Annotated in this window: 14 protein-coding genes; 7 read left to right on the forward strand and 7 right to left on the reverse strand. The window is 74.7% G+C overall.

Features of this window, described 5'->3' with window-relative positions; genetic code table 11:
- The first annotated feature begins 52 nt into the window (after window positions 1–52).
- Complete coding sequence (locus tag AB0J08_RS19235) at window positions 53–955, forward strand: ScbA/BarX family gamma-butyrolactone biosynthesis protein (RefSeq protein WP_360635080.1); 903 nt, start codon at window positions 53–55, stop codon at window positions 953–955.
- Window positions 956–1,099: 144 nt separating this feature from the next.
- Here AB0J08_RS19235 and AB0J08_RS19240 read toward each other — a convergent pair whose 3' ends face one another.
- Entirely contained in the window at window positions 1,100–1,864 is a 765-nt protein-coding gene (locus tag AB0J08_RS19240; protein WP_360635083.1) for a glucose 1-dehydrogenase, read from the reverse strand.
- A gap of 535 nt (window positions 1,865–2,399) precedes the next feature.
- Here AB0J08_RS19240 and AB0J08_RS19245 point away from each other — a divergent pair.
- The 3 genes from AB0J08_RS19245 (at window position 2,400) to AB0J08_RS19255 (ending at window position 6,368) form a co-directional block, all read left to right on the forward strand.
- On the forward strand, window positions 2,400–3,614 hold the full coding sequence (locus tag AB0J08_RS19245; RefSeq protein WP_360635086.1) for a 3-deoxy-7-phosphoheptulonate synthase: 1,215 nt from the start codon (window positions 2,400–2,402) through the stop codon (window positions 3,612–3,614).
- A 115-nt stretch (window positions 3,615–3,729) separates the two neighbouring features.
- Complete coding sequence (locus tag AB0J08_RS19250) at window positions 3,730–4,404, forward strand: isochorismatase family protein (RefSeq protein WP_360635089.1); 675 nt, start codon at window positions 3,730–3,732, stop codon at window positions 4,402–4,404.
- Window positions 4,401–6,368 carry an anthranilate synthase family protein gene (locus tag AB0J08_RS19255; protein ID WP_360635092.1) on the forward strand — a complete coding sequence of 656 codons (1,968 nt, stop codon included), beginning with the start codon at window positions 4,401–4,403 and terminating at the stop codon, window positions 6,366–6,368. The genes AB0J08_RS19250 and AB0J08_RS19255 overlap by 4 nt, the downstream gene beginning before the upstream one ends.
- A 154-nt stretch (window positions 6,369–6,522) precedes the next feature.
- Here AB0J08_RS19255 and AB0J08_RS19260 read toward each other — a convergent pair whose 3' ends face one another.
- A complete protein-coding gene (locus tag AB0J08_RS19260) occupies window positions 6,523–7,332 on the reverse strand; it encodes a uracil-DNA glycosylase (protein ID WP_360635095.1) in 810 nt (269 codons plus the stop codon).
- A 149-nt stretch (window positions 7,333–7,481) separates the two neighbouring features.
- Here AB0J08_RS19260 and AB0J08_RS19265 point away from each other — a divergent pair, with 149 nt between their 5' ends.
- Together AB0J08_RS19265 and AB0J08_RS19270 are read left to right on the forward strand one after the other, a co-directional pair.
- Window positions 7,482–8,522, forward strand: a complete 1,041-nt coding sequence (locus AB0J08_RS19265) for a slipin family protein (protein ID WP_360635098.1) — start codon at window positions 7,482–7,484, stop codon at window positions 8,520–8,522.
- A complete protein-coding gene (locus AB0J08_RS19270; protein WP_360635101.1) occupies window positions 8,519–8,983 on the forward strand; it encodes a CBS domain-containing protein in 465 nt (154 codons plus the stop codon). The genes AB0J08_RS19265 and AB0J08_RS19270 overlap by 4 nt, the downstream gene beginning before the upstream one ends.
- Window positions 8,984–9,044: 61 nt before the next feature.
- On the opposite strand, the gene fxsT is transcribed toward AB0J08_RS19270, so the two are convergent.
- From fxsT to AB0J08_RS19285, 3 genes are all read right to left on the reverse strand, one after another.
- Window positions 9,045–12,749 (reverse strand): FxSxx-COOH system tetratricopeptide repeat protein, encoded by a 3,705-nt coding sequence (gene fxsT, locus AB0J08_RS19275; RefSeq protein WP_360635104.1) that lies wholly within the window; start codon window positions 12,747–12,749, stop codon window positions 9,045–9,047.
- A gap of 44 nt (window positions 12,750–12,793) precedes the next feature.
- Window positions 12,794–13,285 (reverse strand): hypothetical protein, encoded by a 492-nt coding sequence (locus AB0J08_RS19280; RefSeq protein ID WP_360635107.1) that lies wholly within the window; start codon window positions 13,283–13,285, stop codon window positions 12,794–12,796.
- A 135-nt stretch (window positions 13,286–13,420) separates the two neighbouring features.
- On the reverse strand, window positions 13,421–16,315 hold the full coding sequence (locus AB0J08_RS19285) for an FAD-binding and (Fe-S)-binding domain-containing protein (RefSeq protein ID WP_360635110.1): 2,895 nt from the start codon (window positions 16,313–16,315) through the stop codon (window positions 13,421–13,423).
- Window positions 16,316–16,436: 121 nt separating this feature from the next.
- Here AB0J08_RS19285 and AB0J08_RS19290 point away from each other — a divergent pair, with 121 nt between their 5' ends.
- Window positions 16,437–17,063, forward strand: a complete 627-nt coding sequence (locus AB0J08_RS19290; RefSeq protein ID WP_360635113.1) for a hypothetical protein — start codon at window positions 16,437–16,439, stop codon at window positions 17,061–17,063.
- Between the two features lie 64 nt (window positions 17,064–17,127).
- Here AB0J08_RS19290 and AB0J08_RS19295 read toward each other — a convergent pair whose 3' ends face one another.
- Window positions 17,128–18,162: a glycosyltransferase gene (locus tag AB0J08_RS19295; protein WP_360635116.1), complete on the reverse strand. Its 1,035-nt coding sequence runs from the start codon at window positions 18,160–18,162 to the stop codon at window positions 17,128–17,130.
- A 239-nt stretch (window positions 18,163–18,401) separates the two neighbouring features.
- A complete protein-coding gene (locus tag AB0J08_RS19300; RefSeq protein ID WP_360635119.1) occupies window positions 18,402–19,067 on the reverse strand; it encodes a transglycosylase SLT domain-containing protein in 666 nt (221 codons plus the stop codon).
- Window positions 19,068–19,624 lie beyond the last annotated feature (557 nt).

Raw genomic sequence — 19,624 nt, forward strand, 5'->3', positions numbered from 1 at the left:
TGAATAGCACAGTCCGCTGAGCTGTGCCGACCCGTCAGACTAAGGGGGGGCCTTGCAAGACGTCACTCTCGCACCGCGTTCATCCACTCCTTCGCCGACTCTCCTCGGCGCCTACGCACATCTTCGACGTGAGACCTCCATCCTGGTCGCCGGCTGGGAGCGGCTGGGGGCCGACGAGTTCGGGCTGGACGTCAGATGGCCGGCCGTGCAGGTGGACCTGCCGTACGACCCGCGCATACTCGCCCAGACCATCCGGCAGAGCGGTCTGGTCGTCGCGCACGCCGAGTACGACGTCCCGCTGACTCATCAAACCGTGCTGAGCACCCTGGACTTCACGATCGATCCGGACTTCCGGCTGCCGCGTGGCCGGACCGCGACGCTGGACGTGCGGGTCACGGTGTCGTCCGCCGAGCGGAGCCGACGGGCCGTCAGCGCCCTGCGGATGGGCATCCTGGTCCGGTGCGACGGCGCCCCGGTGGCCCGGGCGGACTCCGAGTTCGGCTGGATCTCGCCCGCGGCCTACCGGCGGGTCCGAGGCGACGGCCTCGGGGTCCGCTGGGGTGCCTGGCCGTTGCCGGAGCCGATAGCCGCCGGCCTCGTGGGCCGGCTCCGTTCCACCGACGTGGCCCTCGCGCCGGGTGACCGGCCGCACCGCTGGCTGCTGCGCAACGACCCGGCCAACCATCTGCTCTTCGACCACCCCGTGGACCACGTACCGGGGTTGGCGCTCCTGGAGGCCGCGGCCCAGGCCGCCCAGGCCCTGTACGGCCGGTCGCCCTTCCTGCCCACCGGTGTCGCCACCGGCTACCGGCGCTACGTCGAGCTCGACCGGCCGTGCTGGATCGAGGCCGAGTACGTGCCGGGTGGTCACCCCGCGCTGCGCACCGTCCGGGTCACCGGCACGCAGGACGGGGAGCAGGCCTTCCGGGTCGAGTTCACCGGCGCGCGGCGGTGACCGGGGGGCGACGGCCCCCGATGGGCGGCTCACCGGCCGAGCACCGGCGGAGCACTCGCTGATCACCGGCTGAGCACTGGCTGATCACTGGTCGGGTCACCGGCCGGGTCGCCGACTGCGTCGCCGATCGGGTCACCGGTCGGATCACTGATTGGTGAAGCCGCCGTCCACCGGCAGGACCGTGCCGGTCAGGAACGGGCAGCGGTCGCTCAGCAGCCAGGCCGCCGCCTCCGCGATCTCCTCCGGAGCCGCCGTACGCCCTTGTGGCGTCAGCGAGTTGGCCAGATCCTCCAGGCCGGGGTTGCGGCCGAACCAGTCGGCCGTGATCTCGCTGCGGGTGGTTCCGGGGGCGACCGCGTTCACGCGGATGCCCTGCTTGGCGTACTCGTCGGCGGCGGCCCTGGTGAAGCCGATGACCGCGTGCTTGGAGGCGATGTAGGGAGCGGCGGCGGGGATCGCCACCAGGCCGGCCACACTGCTGTTGTTGACGATGCTGCCCCCGCCGTGTTCCAGCATCGCCGCTATCTCGTACCGCAGGCAGTTGAAGACGCCGCGCACATTGGTGTCCATGACGGTGTCGTAGACGTCGTCCGCCATCAGGTGCAGCGGCGTGCGGTCGCCGCCGATCCCCGCGTTGTTGAAGGCCGCGTCGAGCCGCCCGTACTCGCCCACGGTGAAGTCCACCGCCGCGGCGGCGTCCCGGGCGACGGTGACGTCGCCCACCACGTACGCGGCGCGGGCGCCCTTGTCCCGCAGCTCGGCGGTCAGGGCGGCCAGGCGCTCCTCCCGGCGGGCGGTGAGGACCACGGCGGCGCCCTCCCGGGCGAAGACCCGGGCCGCTGCCGCGCCGATGCCGCTGCTCGCGCCGGTGATGAGGGCGACTTTGCCGGAAAGGAGATCGTTGTCCATGGCTGAAGTCTCGCAGGCCATCGCCGAGGGGGTCGCGAGGTTCGCCTCTACCCGTACTCACCAAGGAATATGACGATGACTCAGATCGCTCGGACGGTTCCCCCGACTGCTCCGATGGCCCCGTGCGCGGACGGCGGTGCTACGAGCCCGCGACAACCTGACGGACTACTCGCCACCTGACGGAGTACCGGTCACCTGACGAACTGCCGGTCACCTGACGAAGTGCGGCGACGAACGTTGGCGGCCCCACCGTTCTGTTACATGATTCAGGGGGTTGCGGGGGTCGCGGACGGTTCGGTGCCAATCGATTCGGTACAGCGGTTCAGTTCGCCTTCTCCGCCCGCGGCTCTCTCGTGTTTCATCGATGTTCACGCGGGGTGAGCGAGGAGATCCACGGCCGCGCCGCCCCTGCGGCGACTGCGGCCCCGGTCCGTGTGGATTCGATTTCCGGCTCCGTTGACAGTTGCGCGAAATGCCCGCCTGCTCGGCCGTGGGGCGACTGCGCCCATCGCCCGTTCGCGATTTGGAGAAATCGGTGGAAGGTACTCTGCTCGATATCCGACTGGAAAGCGCGTTGCAGCAGCCGCCCTGGGAAGACGCTGCGCTGGTCCGACAGGTGAGGAGGGAACTGGCGACCCGGCCCGCGCTCGTCGACGCGGAGGACGTCCGCACGCTGCGCGCGCTGCTGGCCCGGGTCGCCGCGGGCGAGGCCCACGTCGTGCAGGCGGGCGACTGCGCCGAGGACCCGGCCGAATGCACCCCCGGCTACGTGGCGCGCAAGGTCGCTGTGCTCGACCTGCTCGCGGGAGCGCTCCAACTGGACACCTGCAAGCCGGTGGTGCGCGCCGGCCGGATGGCCGGACAGTTCGCCAAGCCCCGCTCCAACCCCACCGAGCGGGTCGGGAACGTCGAACTGCCGGTCTATCGCGGACACATGGTCAACAGCCCGGAGCCCGACCCCGAGCTGCGTCGTCCCGACCCGTTGAGACTTCTGACTGGCTATCAGGCCGCCCACGACGTCATGGGATACCTGGGGTGGCGCAGCCGCGGCGGTCCGCTCTCCGTCGGTACGCCCGTCTGGACGAGCCACGAGGCGCTGCTGCTCGACTACGAAGTCCCCATGCTGCGCCGGGACGACGAGGGGCGGCTGCTCCTCGCCTCCACGCACTGGCCCTGGATCGGCGAGCGGACCAGGCAGATCGACGGAGCCCATGTCGCACTGCTCGCCGAGGTGATCAACCCGGTGGCCTGCAAGGTCGGCCCGACGATGGTGGTCGACGAACTGCTGGCCCTGTGCGAACGGCTCGACCCCCGGCGTGAGCCGGGCCGGCTCACGCTGATCGCCCGGATGGGCGTCGAGGCGGTGGCCGAGCGGCTGCTCGCCCTCGTCGCGGCCGTCCGCGGCGCGGGGCACCCGGTGATCTGGCTCACCGACCCGATGCACGGCAACACCGTCAGCACTCCGGACGGGCTCAAGACCCGCTTCGTACAGGCGATTTCGCGTGAGGTCAGGGAGTTCCAGCACGCGGTCCGCAACGCCGGTGGAACGCCGGGCGGGCTCCACCTGGAGACCACCCCCGACGACGTGACCGAATGCGTCCAGAGCGAAGCCTGGCTCGACGAGGTCGGGGCCAAGTACACCAGCTTCTGCGACCCGCGACTCAACCCGGGCCAGGCCCTGTCCGTGGTGTCGGCCTGGTGGCTGACCGGCCGGTCGACCCCGGTGGGCGCGGCCGGCGTCCAGGCCTGACCCCGGCCGAGACCACGTACGGCGGCAGCGCCGGAGCGTCCCACCACGCCGGCACGTCCGACTGCGCCGGAACTCCCGGCTCCCCACCAGCGATCCGATCCAGGAGAGGAAGGCCATGGCGGGCATACCCCCCATCGCGCCGTACCCGATGCCGACCGCGGCCGACCTGCCCCGCAACACCGCCCGGTGGACCGTGGACCCGGCCCGGGCGGTGCTGCTCGTGCACGACATGCAGCGCTACTTCCTGCGGCCGTTCCCCGAGGCCGTCCGTGACCAACTCGTGGGCAACGCAGCCAGGTTGCGCGAGCGCAGCGCCGCGCTGGGCATCCCGGTGGCCTACACCGCGCAGCCCGGCGGCATGACCGAGGAGCAGCGCGGCCTGCTCAAGGACTTCTGGGGACCGGGCATGCGGGTCGACCCGGTCGACCGGCAGGTCGTCGAGCCGCTCGAACCGGCGCCGGACGACTGGGTGTTCACCAAGTGGCGCTACAGCGCGTTCTTCCGCTCCGACCTGCTGGAGCGGATGCGCGAGCGCGGCCGCGACCAGCTCGTCATCTGTGGCGTCTACGCCCACGTCGGCGTGCTGATGAGCGCGGTCGAGGCGTTCACCAACGACATCCAGCCGTTCCTGGTCGCCGACGCGACCGCCGACTTCTCCGAGGAGTACCACCGGCTGGCCCTCGACTACGCGGCGCAGCGCTGCGCCGTGGTCGTCACCGCCGACGAGGTCCTCGCCCGGCTCCGACCGTCCGCCGTCGCGGCCGGCGGCGTCCGGGAGGCCGGCGTATGACCGGGGCCGGGGCGCCGCCGGCGTTCGCCGTGGACCTGCTCGACCGCGTCCTGGCGCCGCTGCCGCCCGCCTTCGCCCTCATCCACCGCCCGGAGTCGACCGGGCCGGACGCGCTGGACGTGCTGGTAGGCACGGTGTCGACGCCGGGTACGCTGGCCGACCTCCCCGTACCCGAGGGGCCCGCGCCCACCGGCGGGGCGCGGCACGAGGTGCTGGCGGTCGTCCCCTACCGGCAGATCACCGAGCGCGGCTTCGCCTGCGCCGACGACGGCGAGCCGCTGATCGCGATGACCGTCACCGATCAGGGCGTCCTGCCGCTGGCCGAGGTGCTGCGGCGGCTCCCGGACGTGCCGATCACGCTGGCCGGCGGCCACTTCGACGTGGCCGACGAGGCCTACGCCGACACGGTGCGCAGGGTCGTCGCGGACGAGATCGGCCAGGGCGAGGGGGCGAACTTCGTCATCAAGCGCTCGTTCCTCGCCGACATCACCGGTTACACGACGCACAGCGCGCTGTCGTTCTTCCGGCGGCTGGTCCGGGGGGAGTCGGGCGCCTACTGGACCTTCATCGTCCACACCGGGGCGCGCACCTTCGTCGGTGCCACCCCCGAGCGGCACCTCAGCCTGTCCGGCGGCAACGCGGTGATGAACCCGATCAGCGGCACCTACCGGTACCCGCCCGCGGGCCCCACACTGCCGCAGGTGATGGACTTCCTCGCCGACCGCAAGGAGGCCGACGAGCTGTACATGGTCGTCGACGAGGAACTCAAGATGATGGCCCGGATCTGCGACACGGGCGGCCGGGTGGTGGGCCCGCACCTCAAGGAGATGGCCCGGCTCGCCCACACCGAGTACGTCATCGAGGGGCGCAGCACACGTGACCCGCGCGAGATCCTGCGCGAGACGATGTTCGCGCCGACCGTCACCGGCAGCCCGCTGGAGAGCGCCTGCCGGGTGATCCGCCGGTACGAGCCGCAGGGCCGTGGCTACTACAGCGGCGTGGTCGCCCTGATCGGGCGCGACGAGCACGGCGGCGCCGCCCTGGACTCGTCGATCCTGATCCGGACCGCCGACATCGACGCCGCGGGCCGGGTGCGGATCGGGGTGGGCGCCACGCTGGTGCGCCACTCCGATCCCGACCAGGAGGTGGCCGAGACCAGCGCGAAGGCGGCCGGGCTGCTCGCGGCCCTGCGGGCGGACGGTCCGGCGGGCCGTGGCACCGCCCCCGCCGCTCGGGCCGCCGTTCCCGGGGTCCCGCCCGCGGACGGTCCGGTCCGGTTCGCCGGGCACCCGGACGTCCTGGCCGCCTTGGAGCGGCGCAATGCGACGATCGCCGGCTTCTGGCTGGCTCCGGCCGCGGCGCGGGCCCGGCCGGAGCCGCTCCTGACCGGGCGCCGGGTGCTGGTGGTGGACGCGGAGGACACCTTCACGGCGATGATCGACCACCAACTCCGGGCGCTCGGGCTTTCGGTGACGGTCCGTCGGTTCAACGAGCCGCACCCGCCGGACGGGTACGACCTCGTCGTCATGGGCCCCGGACCGGGCGACCCGCGCGAGACTGGGCACCCCAAGATCGCGCGGCTGCGGTCGACCATCGACGTGCTGCTCCAGGAGCGGCGACCGTTCTTCGCGGTCTGCCTCAGCCACCAGGTGCTCGGTCTGCGGCTCGGCCTCCCGTTGGTGCGCCGGGAGGCGCCCAACCAGGGTGTGCAGCGGGAGATCGACCTCTTCGGCGCCCGGGAGCGGGTGGGCTTCTACAACACCTTCGCCGCCCGCAGCGTCGAGGCCAAGGTGGAGTGCGAGGGGGTGGGCCTGGTGGAGGTGAGCCGGGACACGGAGACCGGCGAGGTGCACGCGCTGCGCGGGCCGCACTTCGCCTCGCTGCAGTTCCACGCCGAGTCGATCCTCACCGAGGACGGCGTCCGGCTGGTCGGCGGGCTGCTGACCGAGGTGCTGGCCGGCTGAGCCGCGAGCACGGCGGGGTCAGCTCCTCGGCGGGGTGCGGGCCGGAGGCGGGACCGGTACCAGGGGAGTGCGGGCACCGCAGCCACGTCCCTGGCCGGCGCTCGACCCCGCCCGGCCGTTTCTCGGCCGGCCCCGGCCGGTGCTCGGCCCGTGTTCAGCCGACGGGGGCCGGCCGCTCCGGGTGCGGGTCCAGGCCGGCCGAGCGGGCGGCTGTGCGGAGCAGTCCGCGCAGCATGACGGTGCTCAGCCGGCCGGTGTTCGTGTTGCGCGGGCTGACGTGGTAGCACCCGTACAGCTCCAGCGGCGGTCCGCCGTCGGCGGCCGGCAGGATGACGTGGGCGCCGTGGCCGAAGGCCGGCCGGGGCCGGGGCACCTGCCAGCCGGCGGCCGCCACCGCCGGGAGCAGCGCCTGCCAGGCGAACCCGCCGAGCGCGACGACGGTCCGTACGGTCGGCCGCAGCAGCTCCAGCTCCCGGGTGATCCACGGGCGGCAGGTGTCCCGTTCGGCGGTGGTCGGCTTGTTGTCGGGCGGCGCGCAGCGCACCGGATCGGTGATCCGGACGCCGTGCAGGCGCAGGCCGTCCCCGTGCCGGACGGACTCGGCGCGATTGGCCAGCCCGAGCTCGTACAGCGCGGCGTAGAGCAGATCGCCGGACGGGTCGCCGGTGAAGATCCGGCCGGTCCGGTTGCCGCCGTGTGCGGCGGGGGCGAGGCCGACCAGGACGAGCGGCGCGTCCGCTGGGCCGAAACCGGGGATCGGGCGGCCCCAGTAGTCCCAGTCCAGGTAGGCGCGGCGCTTGGTGCGGGCGGTCTCCTCACGCCAGGCGACCAGGCGGGGGCAGGCGCGGCAACCGGTGACGACGCGGTCCAGCGCGGCGATGCCGTCCGCGCGGGCGGCGGCCCCGGCCGGGTGGTGCGGGTCCGCGGGGTCGGTGGCCGGGCCTTCGTCGGCAGGCTGGGACATGAGGACGATCCTAGGGCCGGCGGCCGCGGGCAGGCGGCCGTTCCGGTGGCGCCCCCGCAGGCGTAGCGTGGAATCGGCTGCTCCGGCGGCCCCCGGCAGGGCCGGGGCGGCGACCGCCGGGGCGGTGGTGCGCGCGCGAGGAGACCGCGATGCTGATATTCGATGCGGTGCTGGCGGCCGTCGTGCTGGTGGCGGTGTGGGCCGGGCTGAGCGTCCGGGTGGTGCAGCAGTTCCAGCGGGGCGTGGTGTTCCGCTTCGGCCGGGTGCGGGAGGAGGTCCGGGCGCCGGGGCTGGTGCGGCTGGTACCGGTGGCGGACCGGCTGCGCAAGGTGAACGTCCAGATCGTCACGATGCCGATCCCCGCCCAGGAGGGCATCACCCGCGACAATGTGACCGTCCGGGTGGACGCGGTCGTGTACTACCGGGTGGAGGACCCGGTGAAGGCGACCGTCAACGTCCAGGACTACAACTTCGCGATCTCGCAGGTCGCCCAGACCTCGCTGCGGTCGATCATCGGCAAGAGCGAGCTGGACGACCTGCTGGCCAACCGCGAGCCGATCAACCAGGGCCTGGAGCTGATGATCGACAGCCCGGCGCTGGGCTGGGGCATCGAGATCGACCGGGTCGAGATCAAGGACGTCGCCCTGCCGGAGTCGATGAAGCGCTCGATGTCCCGGCAGGCGGAGGCCGAGCGGGAGCGCCGCGCGCGGATCATCACGGCGGACGGCGAGTACCAGGCCTCGGCGCGGCTGTCGGAGGCGGCGGCGGTGATGAGCGCGACTCCGGCGGCACTCCAACTGAGGTTGCTGCAGACCGTCGTCGAGGTGGCGGCGGAGAAGAACTCGACCCTGGTGCTGCCGTTCCCGGTGGAGCTGCTGCGGTTCCTGGACAGCGCGGTGGAGGTCAACCGCAAGACGGCGGGCACGGGCGGCGAGGAGGCGTCGGGGGAGTCGCCGGTCGGGCCGCCGCGTGGTCCGGAGGTGGAGCAGCTCGAACTGCCGCCGCTGGAGGAGCTGCTGGAGCACTCACCGCTCGACGGGCCGGACGGCGCCGACCGGGCAGCGGCCGAGGAGGCCGACCGGGTGACGAACGGGTCCGAGCGCGACGTGCCGGGCCCGGTGGCGGCGCCCCCGGGCCCGGCCCACGATGGAGTAACGGGAGTGGCAGGCACGTCAGGAGGCCGATCATGACCAAAGCCAGCGACATCATGCACCCGGGTGCGGAGTGCGTCCGTGAGCACGAGACCCTCGCCGCCGCCGCCCGGATCATGAGGGAACGCGACGTCGGGGCGCTGCCCATCTGCGGTGAGAGGCAGAAGCTGCTGGGCATCGTGACCGACCGCGACATCGTGCTGAAGTGCGTCGCCGAGGGCCGCGACCCCGCGCAGGTGACGGCGGGCGAACTCGCCCAGGGCCGCCCGATGACGGTCGAGGCGGACGAGGACGCCGAACAGGTGCTGCGGATGATGGAGCAGTACCGGGTGCGCCGGCTGCCGGTGATCAGCCACCCGGAGCACCAGATCGTCGGGATGATCAGCGAGGCGGACATCGCGCGCGGGCTGCCGCAGGCCCGGCTGGCGGAGTTCGTCTCGGCGGTCTGCGCGGAGGATCCGCCGCGATCGACGGAGGTGCAGCAGCCGCAGGCCGGGTAGGAGCTGGTCGGAGTCCGGGTCATGGGGTGGAGGTCGGGGCGGTGGCCGGGGGCGGGGCCGGTCAGGTCGGCTGGGTCTCCAGTTCACGGTCGATGGGGCGCAGCGCGCGTGCCGCGCGGGTGTCCGGATGCTCCTCGCCGAGGCGCCGGGCGAGGTCGGCGACCGCCCGGCGGTGCCGCTCCGGGGCCGCCGGGTCGCCCCCGCTCCGCATCAGGGTGAGCGCCAGGTCGGCCCTGCCGGCGAGGGCGTCCGGGTGGTCCGGCCCGTAGCGGCCGGTCAGGCCGACCAGGGCGCGGCGGTGCAGTTGTTCGGCCTCGTCCCAACCGCCCTCGTCGGCCAGCGCGTTGGCGAGGTTGGCGGTCGCGGCCAGAGTGAAGGGGTGCGCCGGTCCGACCGCCCGGTGCAGGGCGTCCGCCGTCGCGCGGCCGTGCCGGACCGCCGAGCGGGAGTCGGCGGCGCGGCGCAGGTAGACGCCGAGGTTGTTGGTGCAGGCGAGGGTGAACGGGTGCTCGTCGTCGAACATCCGCCGGTACGCGCCGTGGACGCGGACGGTCAGCTCGTGGGCGGCCGTCTGGTCGCCGGCGGCGCTGTGGTCGGCGGCCCGGCTGAGCGCGCAGACCAGCGCGTCGGGTGTCTCGAGACCGTACCGGTCCCGGTAGCGTTCGAAGGTCTCAGCGGTGATCCGGCTGGCCTCGGTGAGCCGGCCGGCGCGGCGAAGTGCGGCGCCCAGCAGGGTCGCGTTGCGCAGGTGCTCGGGCAGATCGGGGCCGAGGACACCGTCGAGGTCGGCCATCACCTCCCCGAGGAGCTCGATCGCGCCTTCGTGGTCGCCGAGTTCGCGCAGGTCCCGAGCGAGGCAGGTCTTGGTGGAGAGGGTGTAGGGGTGCCGCGGGCCGAGGACCGCGGTGCGTCGCTCCAGGTTCTCCCGGTCCAGGTCGCGGGCGGCCGCGCTGTCGCCGGCCAGCCGGTGGTCGATCGCCAGGTTGTTCGCCATGGCGAGGGTGCGCGGGTGCTCGTCGCCGAACAGTGCTCGGACCTGGTCGAGGGTCCGCCGGTCCAGGTCGAGCGCCTCCCGGAACCGGCCGAGGGCCCGGCAGTCGGCGGCGAGCGAGCCGGCGGTCAGCAGGGTGTGCGGGTGGTGCTCGCCGAGCAGTGCCCGCTGGCGGGCCAGTGTGAACTCGTCCAGGGCGAGTGCGGCGGCGTGCTTGCCCTGGGCGCGCAGCACGTTGGCGGTCTGGAAGCGCAGCAGCAGGGTCTGTTCGTCGTCCGAGCCGAGTTGCTCGACCCAGAGGGCGTCGAGCGAGCGCCCGACGGCCAGCGCCTGGTTCAGCTCGCCACGTTTCCAGAGGTAGCGGACCCGGTCGATCAGCAGCACCCTGGTCTCCGGCTCGTCGCATAGCGGTGCCTCGGACGGTTCCAGATGTGGCCAGATCTCCTCGAAGGCGGGCCAGTTGGCCGGGTCGTCGGTCTCACCGACGAGTGGCCGGGCGCCGGTGAGGATCCGGTGCACGGTGTGCTTGGCGAGGGCCCGGTCGAGTGGCGTGCCGAGCTCGTCCCGCACCACCGCCTGGACCAGCCGGTGCAGTTGGAGCCCGCCGGCCTCGGCGTCCACCCGGGCGAGGGAGTAGCGGCCGAGGGCCCGGACGGCGGCGGCGACGGCGAAGGCGTCGGTCACCGCCGGATCGGCCTCGCCGAGGGCCTCGACCATCCGGTCGCCGTAGAGCAGGCCGGTGGAGATCGGCTCGGGCGCGAAGTAGGCGCAGAGCTGCAACAGCCTTGCGGCGGCCGGGGACTGCACGCGCAGCCGGCTGATCGAGACGCCCCAGGTGGCAGCCACCGAGCGCGGGTAGTCGAAGGCGCCCTCGGCGGAGAGTGCGTGCCGGAGCTGGGCGAGGTACGCGGGCACGGGCATCGCGGTCGCGTCCAGCCAGGCGGCGGCGACCTCGACGGCCAGCGGCAGGTCGCCGAGCGCCTCGGCCACCGCGTCCGCGTCACCGGTGGTGAGCCCGCGCACCCGGCGACGCAGGTGCTCGGCGCTCTCCCGGCGGGTGAAGACATCGACCTCCAGGGCGTCGGCGGCCCTGGTCCAGCCGAGGTTGCGTGAGGTGACCAGGATCCGGCCCGGCCCGTCGGGGAAGTAGGGACGGAGGTCGGCCGGCTCATCGGCGTTGTCGAAGACCAGCAGCCACCGCGTGGTCGGAGTGCCGCGGCCCAACGCCTCGCGGGCCGCCTCGGCGGCCTCCGCGACCGAGTCGCCGACCGGCAGCCCGAGCCGCCTGGCCAGGCCGGCCAGCGCGAGGGCCACCGACTCGGTCTGCTCGGCGTCGATCCACCAGATCAGGTCGTACTCGGCCCGGTACCGGTGCGCGTACTCCAGGGCGAGCTGGGTCTTCCCGATGCCGCCCAGCCCGTAGAGGGTCTGCGAGGTCGGCAGGACGGCGGCCACGCCCGCGCCGAGCCGGTGGTGCAGATGCTCCAGCACCGCCCGGCGGCCGGTGAAGGACGGGTGGCGTGGCGGCACCTTGAAGTGCGTCGGGACGGAGCCGGGGTGGCGCAGGCCGGTCAGGTCGGGAACCTGTTGGCCGCCGCCCAGCGCGGCGAGCAGGGCCGCGGCGGCCTGGCCGGGGTCGAGCCCGACGAGGTCCACCACCGGGCCGTCGACGGGTACCGGCTCGATGCGGACGGTGACGGCCGGGCCGTCGGCCGGCGGGGCCTCGGGCCGGGCTCCGGGCGGGTCCTCCGTCCCGGCCCGGACGGCGCGATCGCGTAGCAGGGCGGGAGAGAGCAGGGTGACCGTCCGGTCGGCCGACTCCGGGAGGACGGTCAGGCCCGCCCGGCGCAGGACGGCTTCGGCCCAGCGGGCCCAGAGCGCGTCCTCGGGAGCGTGGACGAGGGTGACCGCGGCGCTCTCGAACGGGAGCCGGCACAGTGCGCAGTCGCTGAACCGGGATCCACCCGCGCCGGGGAGCGGGGCGCCCCGGCGCGGGTGGATCCCGGCCCCGGCGTCGGGGCCGGCGAGGATCCGGGCGGCCGCCTCCGCCAGGTCGGCGGGGAGCGGCCCGACGCGGGCCGCGAGCTCGGACAGCTCCCGGGCGGGCAGGGCCAGGTCGTGCACGGCCAGCCGGTCGGCCAGGTAGCCGGCCGCCTCCTCGGGTGTGAAGGGCGCGACCCGGACCAGCCGGCGCCGGCTGGTCCGCAGGCCCTGGTCGGCCCGGCGGGTGGTGACCAGGAGCCGGCCGGTGGCGCTCGGGGCGGGCCAGAGGCCGAGCAGGTCGGCGGGGTGCGCCAGGCCGTCGAGGACGATCAGCCAGCGTCGGTCGGTGGTGTTCAGCCAGGCGAGCAGAAGCTCCTCCGCCCCGGCCCCGGCTCCGAGGCCGAGCCGCTGTGCGGCCGAGGCGTAGGCGTGCCGGATCGACGCGCCGCTGACCGCGTCCGCCCACACCACCACGTCCACCGCCGCTGTGCGAAGCGCCAGTTGGACGTGGTGGGCGGCGGCCTGGGTCTTTCCGGTGCCGGCCGGGCCGCTGAGCACCACCGACGGGAGGGTGCCGGCCGCACCGGCGCGGCCGGCGGCACCGGGGAGGGCGAGCGCACCGTCGACGGCCGCCCGGTGGCGGAAGCAGTCGGCGAGCATCGGGACGGTACCGATCTGGACCGGCCGGCCGTCGACGGGTACGGCGACGGCGTGCGGGCCGTGCAGGTGGACGTCGCGGATGCGCGCCGCCACCACGCCGCCCGAGTTGACGAGATCGCGCCGGCTGGACACGCCGCCCTGCGGGGCGGCGGGGCCGGGAACTGCCCCGGGAGCGGTCAGCGCGGAGCCGCTCCCGGCGGGGTAGGGCGGTCGGGGACGCCGATGGTGACCGGGCCGGCGAAGTCGCGGCCGATGGCGCCGCCGTGGTTGGTGACGGCCCCGCCGACGGTCACCCCGCTGTCCGCCGCCCGTACCTGGACGCGGTCGGGCGCGGCGGTGGTCGCGGCCAGGTCGATCAGGGCCCGGAGCTGTGCGCCGGCCGCCGCCCGCTCGATCGGGTCCAGCCCGTCCAGGAAGTCCTCCAGCCTGGTCTGCCAGGCAGCCGCGTGCCGGCCGGCGACGCCCTGCCGCTCCTCGGGAGCGGCCGACTCCAGCGCCTGCCCGGTCCGGTCGAGGCGTTCCAGCGCGGCCTGTTCGACCTCCGGCCGGCCCCGCCCCAGCAGACGGGCCGCCCGCTCCCGGACGGCCGTCCACACGTCCGTCCCGGCGGCCTGGACGATCCCCGCCCCGCCGGCCGCCGCCAGCGCCGTGAAAGCCTCCACCAGCATCCCCGCAACCCCCTGCAGATCGGAGCAGGATCTCGCCCGTCGTCGTGACGGCCATTCAACTCCCATGGTTCCACCAGGAGAAGACCTTCGACGGTACCGGCCGGCGACGGAAGCCGGCCTGCGACCGCCGGGCCGTCAGGTCTCCTCGCGCAGGGCCCGCTGCATCAGTTCGGCCAGGTGCAGGGCCCGGCGGCCCTCGGCGAGGTGGGCGATCTGGGTGCGGCAGCTGAAGCCGTCGGCCAGGATCACGGTGTCCTGGTCCGCCGCGCGCACCTCGGGCAGCAGAACGCGTTCGGCGATCGCCTCGGACACCTCGAAGTGGCCCTGCTCGAAGCCGAAGTTGCCGGCCAGGCCGCAGCAGCCGGAGTCGAGCACGCGGTTGCGCAGACCCGTCCGGGCCTCCACCCGGCGGTCCGCGGCGGTGCCGAGGACGGCGTGCTGGTGGCAGTGGGTCTGGGTGACGGCGTCGAACGGGAGGCGGGGGAGCGGGGCGTCGGGCGCGTACTGGTCGATGAACTCGGCGAAGGTGCGCGTTCGTGCGGCGAGCGGCCGGCCGTCGTCGCCCAGCAGCCGGGGAAGGTCCTCGCGCAGGGTGGCGGTGCAGCTCGGGTCCATGCCGACCACCGGCGTGTCGGCGGGCAGGCCGGTGGCGGCGAGCGCCCGCAGGCTGCGCCGCATCACCCGCCGGGCGGTGCCGAGCTGGCCGGTGGAGTACCAGGTGAGCCCGCAGCAGACCGGGCCGGCGGGCAGCCGGACGTCGAAGCCCAGGTGCGTCAGCACCTCGACGGCGGCGCGCAGCACGTTCGGCTGGAGGTGGTCGGAGAAGGTGTCCGGCCAGAGCAGGACGGGCCGGGCGTCCGCCGGGGCCGGCCGCGCGGCGCGGTGGCGTCGGTACCAGCGGGTGAAGGTCTCGGGCGGGAAGACCGGGATCACCCGCCGCCGGTCCACCCCGCCGAGGCGCTTCAGCGGGCCCGCGGCGGGCGAGCGGGCGAGCAGGTTGGCCGCGCCGGGGGCGAGCGCGACGGCCCGCAGCCAGAGCGGCAGCCACCCCATCGAGTAGTGCGGCCGGGGCCTGGGCCGGCGCCGGTAGTGCTGGTACAGGAACTCGGTGCGGTAGGTCGCCATGTCGACGTGGACCGGGCAGTCGCCGGCGCAGCCCTTGCAGCCGAGGCAGAGGTCCAGCGCCTCCCGGACCTCCGTCGAGCGCCAGCCGTCGGGGATCGCTCCCGCCCCGCCCCGCAGCATCTCGGCGAGCAGCCGGGCCCGGCCGCGGGTGGAGTGGCGCTCCTCGCCGGTGGCCATGTAGCTCGGGCACATCACGCCGGTGTCGGGGTCCACGCACTTGGCCACCCCGACGCAGCGGTGCACGGCCTTGGCCAGGCTGCCGTCGTCCTGCTCGTACGGGAGGGCGAGCGGCAGCAGGCGCACCGGTCCGCTCAGGCGCAGGTCGGCGTCGAGCGGGCGGGGATCCACCAGGGCGCCCGGGTTGAACAGGTTGCCGCCGTCCCAGATCCGTTTGAACTCGCCGAAGAGCGCGATGATCTCGGGCCGGTACATCCGGGGCAGCAGTTCGGCGCGGGCCTGCCCGTCGCCGTGCTCCCCGGAGAGCGAGCCGCCGTACGAGACCGCGAGGTCGGCGGCCTGCTCCAGGAACTCCCGGAACACCGCCGGCCCGTGCGGCGTGGTGAGCGGGAAGTCGATCCGCAGGTGGACGCAGCCCTCGCCGAAGTGCCCGTACGGGACGCCGCGCAGGTGGTGCCGGCGCAGCAGCGCCCGCAGGTCGCGCAGGTAGTCGCCGAGCCGCTCCGGCGGGACGGCCGAGTCCTCCCAGCCTGGCCAGGCCTCGCCGCCTCCGGGCAGCCGGGTGACGATTCCGGCGCCGGCCTCGCGCACGCCCCAGAGCTGGCGCTGCTCGCCCGGGTCGGTGACGACGGCGGTGGTGGCGGAGCGCTCCCGCCGGACGGCGTCGGCGAGTCGGCGGGCCGCGTCGAGTGCCTCGGCGGGCGTCGCGCCGCCGGCCTCCAGGAAGAGCCAGCACGTTCCCCCGGGCAGCCGGTCCAGGGCGGGTGGGCGCGGCCCGGCGGCGACCAGCGCGGCGATCAGGTCCGCGGCCATGCCCTCGACGGTCAGCGGGCGCAGCGGCAGCAGCGCGGGCACGGCGTCGGCGGCGGCCGTCTCGTCCGGGTAGCCCGCCACCACGAGGGCGCGGGCGGGAGGTTCCTCGGCCAGCCGGACGGTGGCGCCGAGCAGCAGGGCGCAGGTGCCCTCGGTGCCGGTGAGCGCCCGGGCGAGGTGGTGGCCGCGCTCGGGCAGCAGGGCGTCCAGGGGGTAGCCGGAGGTGCGGCGCGGCAGATCCGGCATGCCCTGGCGGATCACCGCGAGGTTGCGCTCGGTGAACTCCTGGAGGTCGCGGTGGAGTTGGCCGGGCCGCCCGGGCAGGGCACGCAGCGCCGCGCGTTCGGCGGGGCCGAGCGGGCCGCCGACGGTGAGCTCGGTGCCGTCGGCGAGCAGCAGGTCGAGGGACTCGACGTTGTCGCTGGTGCGCCCCCAGACCACCGAGTGGGCGCCGCAGGAGTCGTTGCCGATCATGCCGCCGAGGGTGCACCGGCTGTGCGTGGACGGGTCCGGTCCGAACCGCAGTCCGTGCGGGCGGGCGGCCCGCTGGAGGTGGTCCAGCACGGTGCCCGGCTCGACCCGGGCGGTGCGGCGCTCCGGGTCCACGCCGAGGACCGCGCCCAGGTGGCGCCGGAAGTCCAGGACGACCGCGCCCGGGCCGATCGCCTGGCCGCCGATGCTGGTACCGGCCCCGCGCGGCACCACCGGCACCCCGTACTGGCGGCAGAGCGCGACGGCCGTCCGTACGTCGTCCAGGTCGGCCGGTTTGACCACGCCGAGCGGCAGATGGCGGTAGTTGGAAGCGTCGTGGCTGTAGACGGTGCGTTCGGCGGCGCCGAAGCGGACGTCGCCGCGCAGCGTGGCGGCGAGCTCCCGGGCGAGGTCGGCGCCGGGGGCGGCGGACGGTCGGCTCACGTGGGTCCTCCCGGGGGGCGGGCTGGCGTACCGCCGCCGATCATCCCAGCCGGACGGGCGGGCCGCCTCCGGCCACCCCGGTGTGCGGCCGACGAGGTGTCATCTGGCACGCTCGACTGTCATGATCACCGACACTTCGGCCGGCGACGCCGCCGACCCCGGCCGCTTCCTCGCCCGGCTGCCGATCGGCGAGCGGCCGCCGCTGCGCGCCGACGGGGCCCAGTCCTGGGACATCTTCCCGTACGAGGGCGACATCCGGATCAAGGTGCTGGACGCGCCCGAGCTGCCCGAGCCGCCCCGGCACGGGGAGGACGGACCGGACGCCTGCGGGCAGTGCGCCCGCCCGGACGAGGACTTCCTCTGGACGGACGCGCACTGGCGGCTGAGCGCCCCGAACGCCTCCTCCGGGCTGCCCGCCGTCGTGCTGCTCCAGCCCCGCGCCCACCACGACCTGCTGGACCTCCCGTCCGAGCGCGCCGTCGAACTCGGCCCGATGCTCCAGCGGGTCGAGGCGGCGCTGATGTCGCTCGGCGGCATCGCCCGGGTGCACGTCAACAAGTGGGGCGACGGTGCCACGCACCTGCACCTCTGGCTGATGGCCAGGCCCGCGGGCATGATGCAGCTGCGTGGGTCCACCCTCGCGCTGTGGATGGACGCCCTGCCGCCCGCCCCCGCCGAGGAGTGGGCCGACACCTCCCGCCGGATCGCCGCCGCGATGGCCGCCGACGGGGGCACCGCCCACGTGTAGCGGCCCGTCGGGCCGCGGCCGGCCCGCCGTCGGGCACCGGCTGGTGTGAGGCGGCGGCCCGGCGTCAGATCGAGGCCTTGCGGCGGGCCGATCCGGTGAGGGTGCCCTTGGCGATGTGCGAGAGCTTGGCCATCTCGAAGGCCGGGTAGGCGCCGCCGGCCAGCAGGGAGAACTTCACTCCCTCGCGGCCGCCGGGCCGCCGGTGCCCGGCCGGCTGGAAGCGGCGGTGGTGCTCGGCGGCGCGGTGGAAGAACTGCGGCCGCTCGGCCCGCGCCACGCACCCGGCCAGGTCGAAGACGAACAGGTAGTGCCGGATCATCCGGGTGAACAGGGCGTCGCGGACCGCCTCCAGCTCCGGCTGCCAGGCCGCCACCTCGTCGACCAGGGCGAAGCTCCGCTCGTACTGGTCGAAGATGTCGAACTGGCTGCTGCCGGGCGAGCCGACCGGGTGGACGGTCTCCCGCCGCCGCAGCTGGACGCAGGCGCGCGGCAGCACGGCGATCCGCCCGGCGGTGAGCATGGCCTGGTGGACGACCGGGATCTCCTCGTAGCGGCCGTCCGGGAAGGCGAGCCCGCGGTCCTGCCAGAAGTCCCGCCGCAGCAGCCGGTCCCAGATCAGCGCGGGCGCGCCGAGCAGCTCGGGGCGGCCCGCCGGGCCGGTCACGTCGGGCCCGGCGTCGGCCAGCAGCGCCTCCGCGCCGCCCGGCCAGTCGCGCCCGCCGTGCCGCCGGGTGTGCCCGAACAGCAGCACGTCCACCGGCCCGGTCTGCTCCAGCCGGTCGGCGAGCGCCTGCAGCCCGTCCCGGGGCAGCAGGTGGTCGGCGTCCAGGAAGAGCAGGTACTCGCCGGCTGCCCGGGCGGCGCCCGCGTCGCGGCTGACGCCCACGCCGACGGCGGCGTTGAGGTGCAGCACCGAGACGCGCGGATGCCGTGCCGCGTAGGCGTCGGCGAGGTCGGCCGGGGAGGTGGGGGAGCGGTCCGCGACCAGGATGACCTCGAAGTCGCGGAAGGACTGCGCGAGGAGCGAGTCCAGGCATTCCGCCAGCTGTTTCTGCTGGTCGTAGGCGGGGAGCACGACGCTGATCAGGGGTGAGGGCATGAGGCCGGAGCGTAGGAGCGCACGCGGAAGGTGGCAAAGCCCTGACGGCCTGTAATTCTGAGCAATCCGCGTCAAATCGTACGAGCGTGCGCCATATCTTCACTCGTCATGCCTGACGCGTCCACGTCGGCATCGCATCGGGGCCGGCGGCGCGGGCGAGACCTCGGGAGGCGCAACGGGCGAGGACCTCGCGCGGGCTCTGCCGCGCGAGGTCCTCGCATCCTGGTGCCGGGGTCGGCTCAGTACCAGTGGTGGGTCTGCCAGAAGGACCAGGCGCCGCAGGGGCTGCCGTAGCGGGAGTTCATGTAGTCCAGGCCCCACTTGATCTGGGTGGCGGGGTTGGTGCGCCAGTCGGAGCCGGCGGAGGCCATCTTGGAGCCGGGGAGGGCCTGGACCAGGCCGTAGGCGCCGGAGGAGGCGTTGACGGCGAGGTGGTTCCAGCTGCTCTCGTGGGACACGATGTTGCTGAAGCACTGCAGCTGGCCGGCCGGGACGATCTGGGCGGCGATCTCGCGGGGGCTGCCGGAGTAGGCGGGCTTCGCGTTCAGCGCGGCGCGCTCCTGCGAGCGGGAGGCGGCGGCCTCCGCGTCGGCCTTGGCCTTGGCGTCCGCCTGGGCCTTCGCCTCGGTCTCGGCCTGCGCCCGGGCGGCGGCCTGTGCCTGGGCGGCGGCGTCCGCCTGCGCCTGCGCCTGCGCGGCGGCAGCAGCAGCGGCGTCGGCCGCGGCCGCGTCGGCCTGGGCGGCCACCGGCTGTCCGTCCACGGAGACACCGGCCACCGGGGCGGCCGCCTCGGCGACGTTGCCGCCGCTCTGCGGGACGGCGAGGGCGGCGGTGGCCGCACCCGCCACCACGAGGGTGGTGATACCGGTGATCAGCGAGTTGCGGCGGGCATGGCTGAGCTGCATGGAGCGGACGATCCTTTTCCGTCGGGGGCCGTGCCGGGAGCACGGGGGCTCCGGCACGAGGACACGGGCGGACAGGGCCCGCGATGCCGTCCGGGACGGCCATGGCACCCCGGCCGTGACGGCGGGGCGGGCGGGACGCGCGACGGACGGACCGGTCCGCGCTGCCTGGCGACCTGCCATTCTTCGCAGAGCCCGGCGGGGGCGGCAAAGGCGGCGGCTACTACGCCGGGTAGTGGATGGGGCGGCCGGAACGGCGAAGCGCCCGGCCGCAGCCGGGCGCTTCGAGGTGAGGGGGCCGAACCCTCCGGCCGACGGCCGATCGCCCGCCCGTCCGTCGGAGCCGTGGGTGAATCGGCGCGGTGGCCTGCGTTCTTCGCGGTCCGGTCCGGCGCAGTCCGCCTGACCGGCGGGGCCCGTCGGTACCGCTCCGCGGGCACGTCGGCCGACCTGGGCCCATCGACAACTATCGAGGGCAGTAGTGGTGCGGAGCCCTGTGGGCGGCCTCACAGCGCGACGGCCCCGGTGCGACGCGCGGTGACCGGGCGGTCACCGCCGCG

Origin of the sequence: Kitasatospora sp. NPDC050463, from assembly GCF_040655255.1 — a bacterium.
Taxonomy (GTDB): domain Bacteria; phylum Actinomycetota; class Actinomycetes; order Streptomycetales; family Streptomycetaceae; genus Kitasatospora.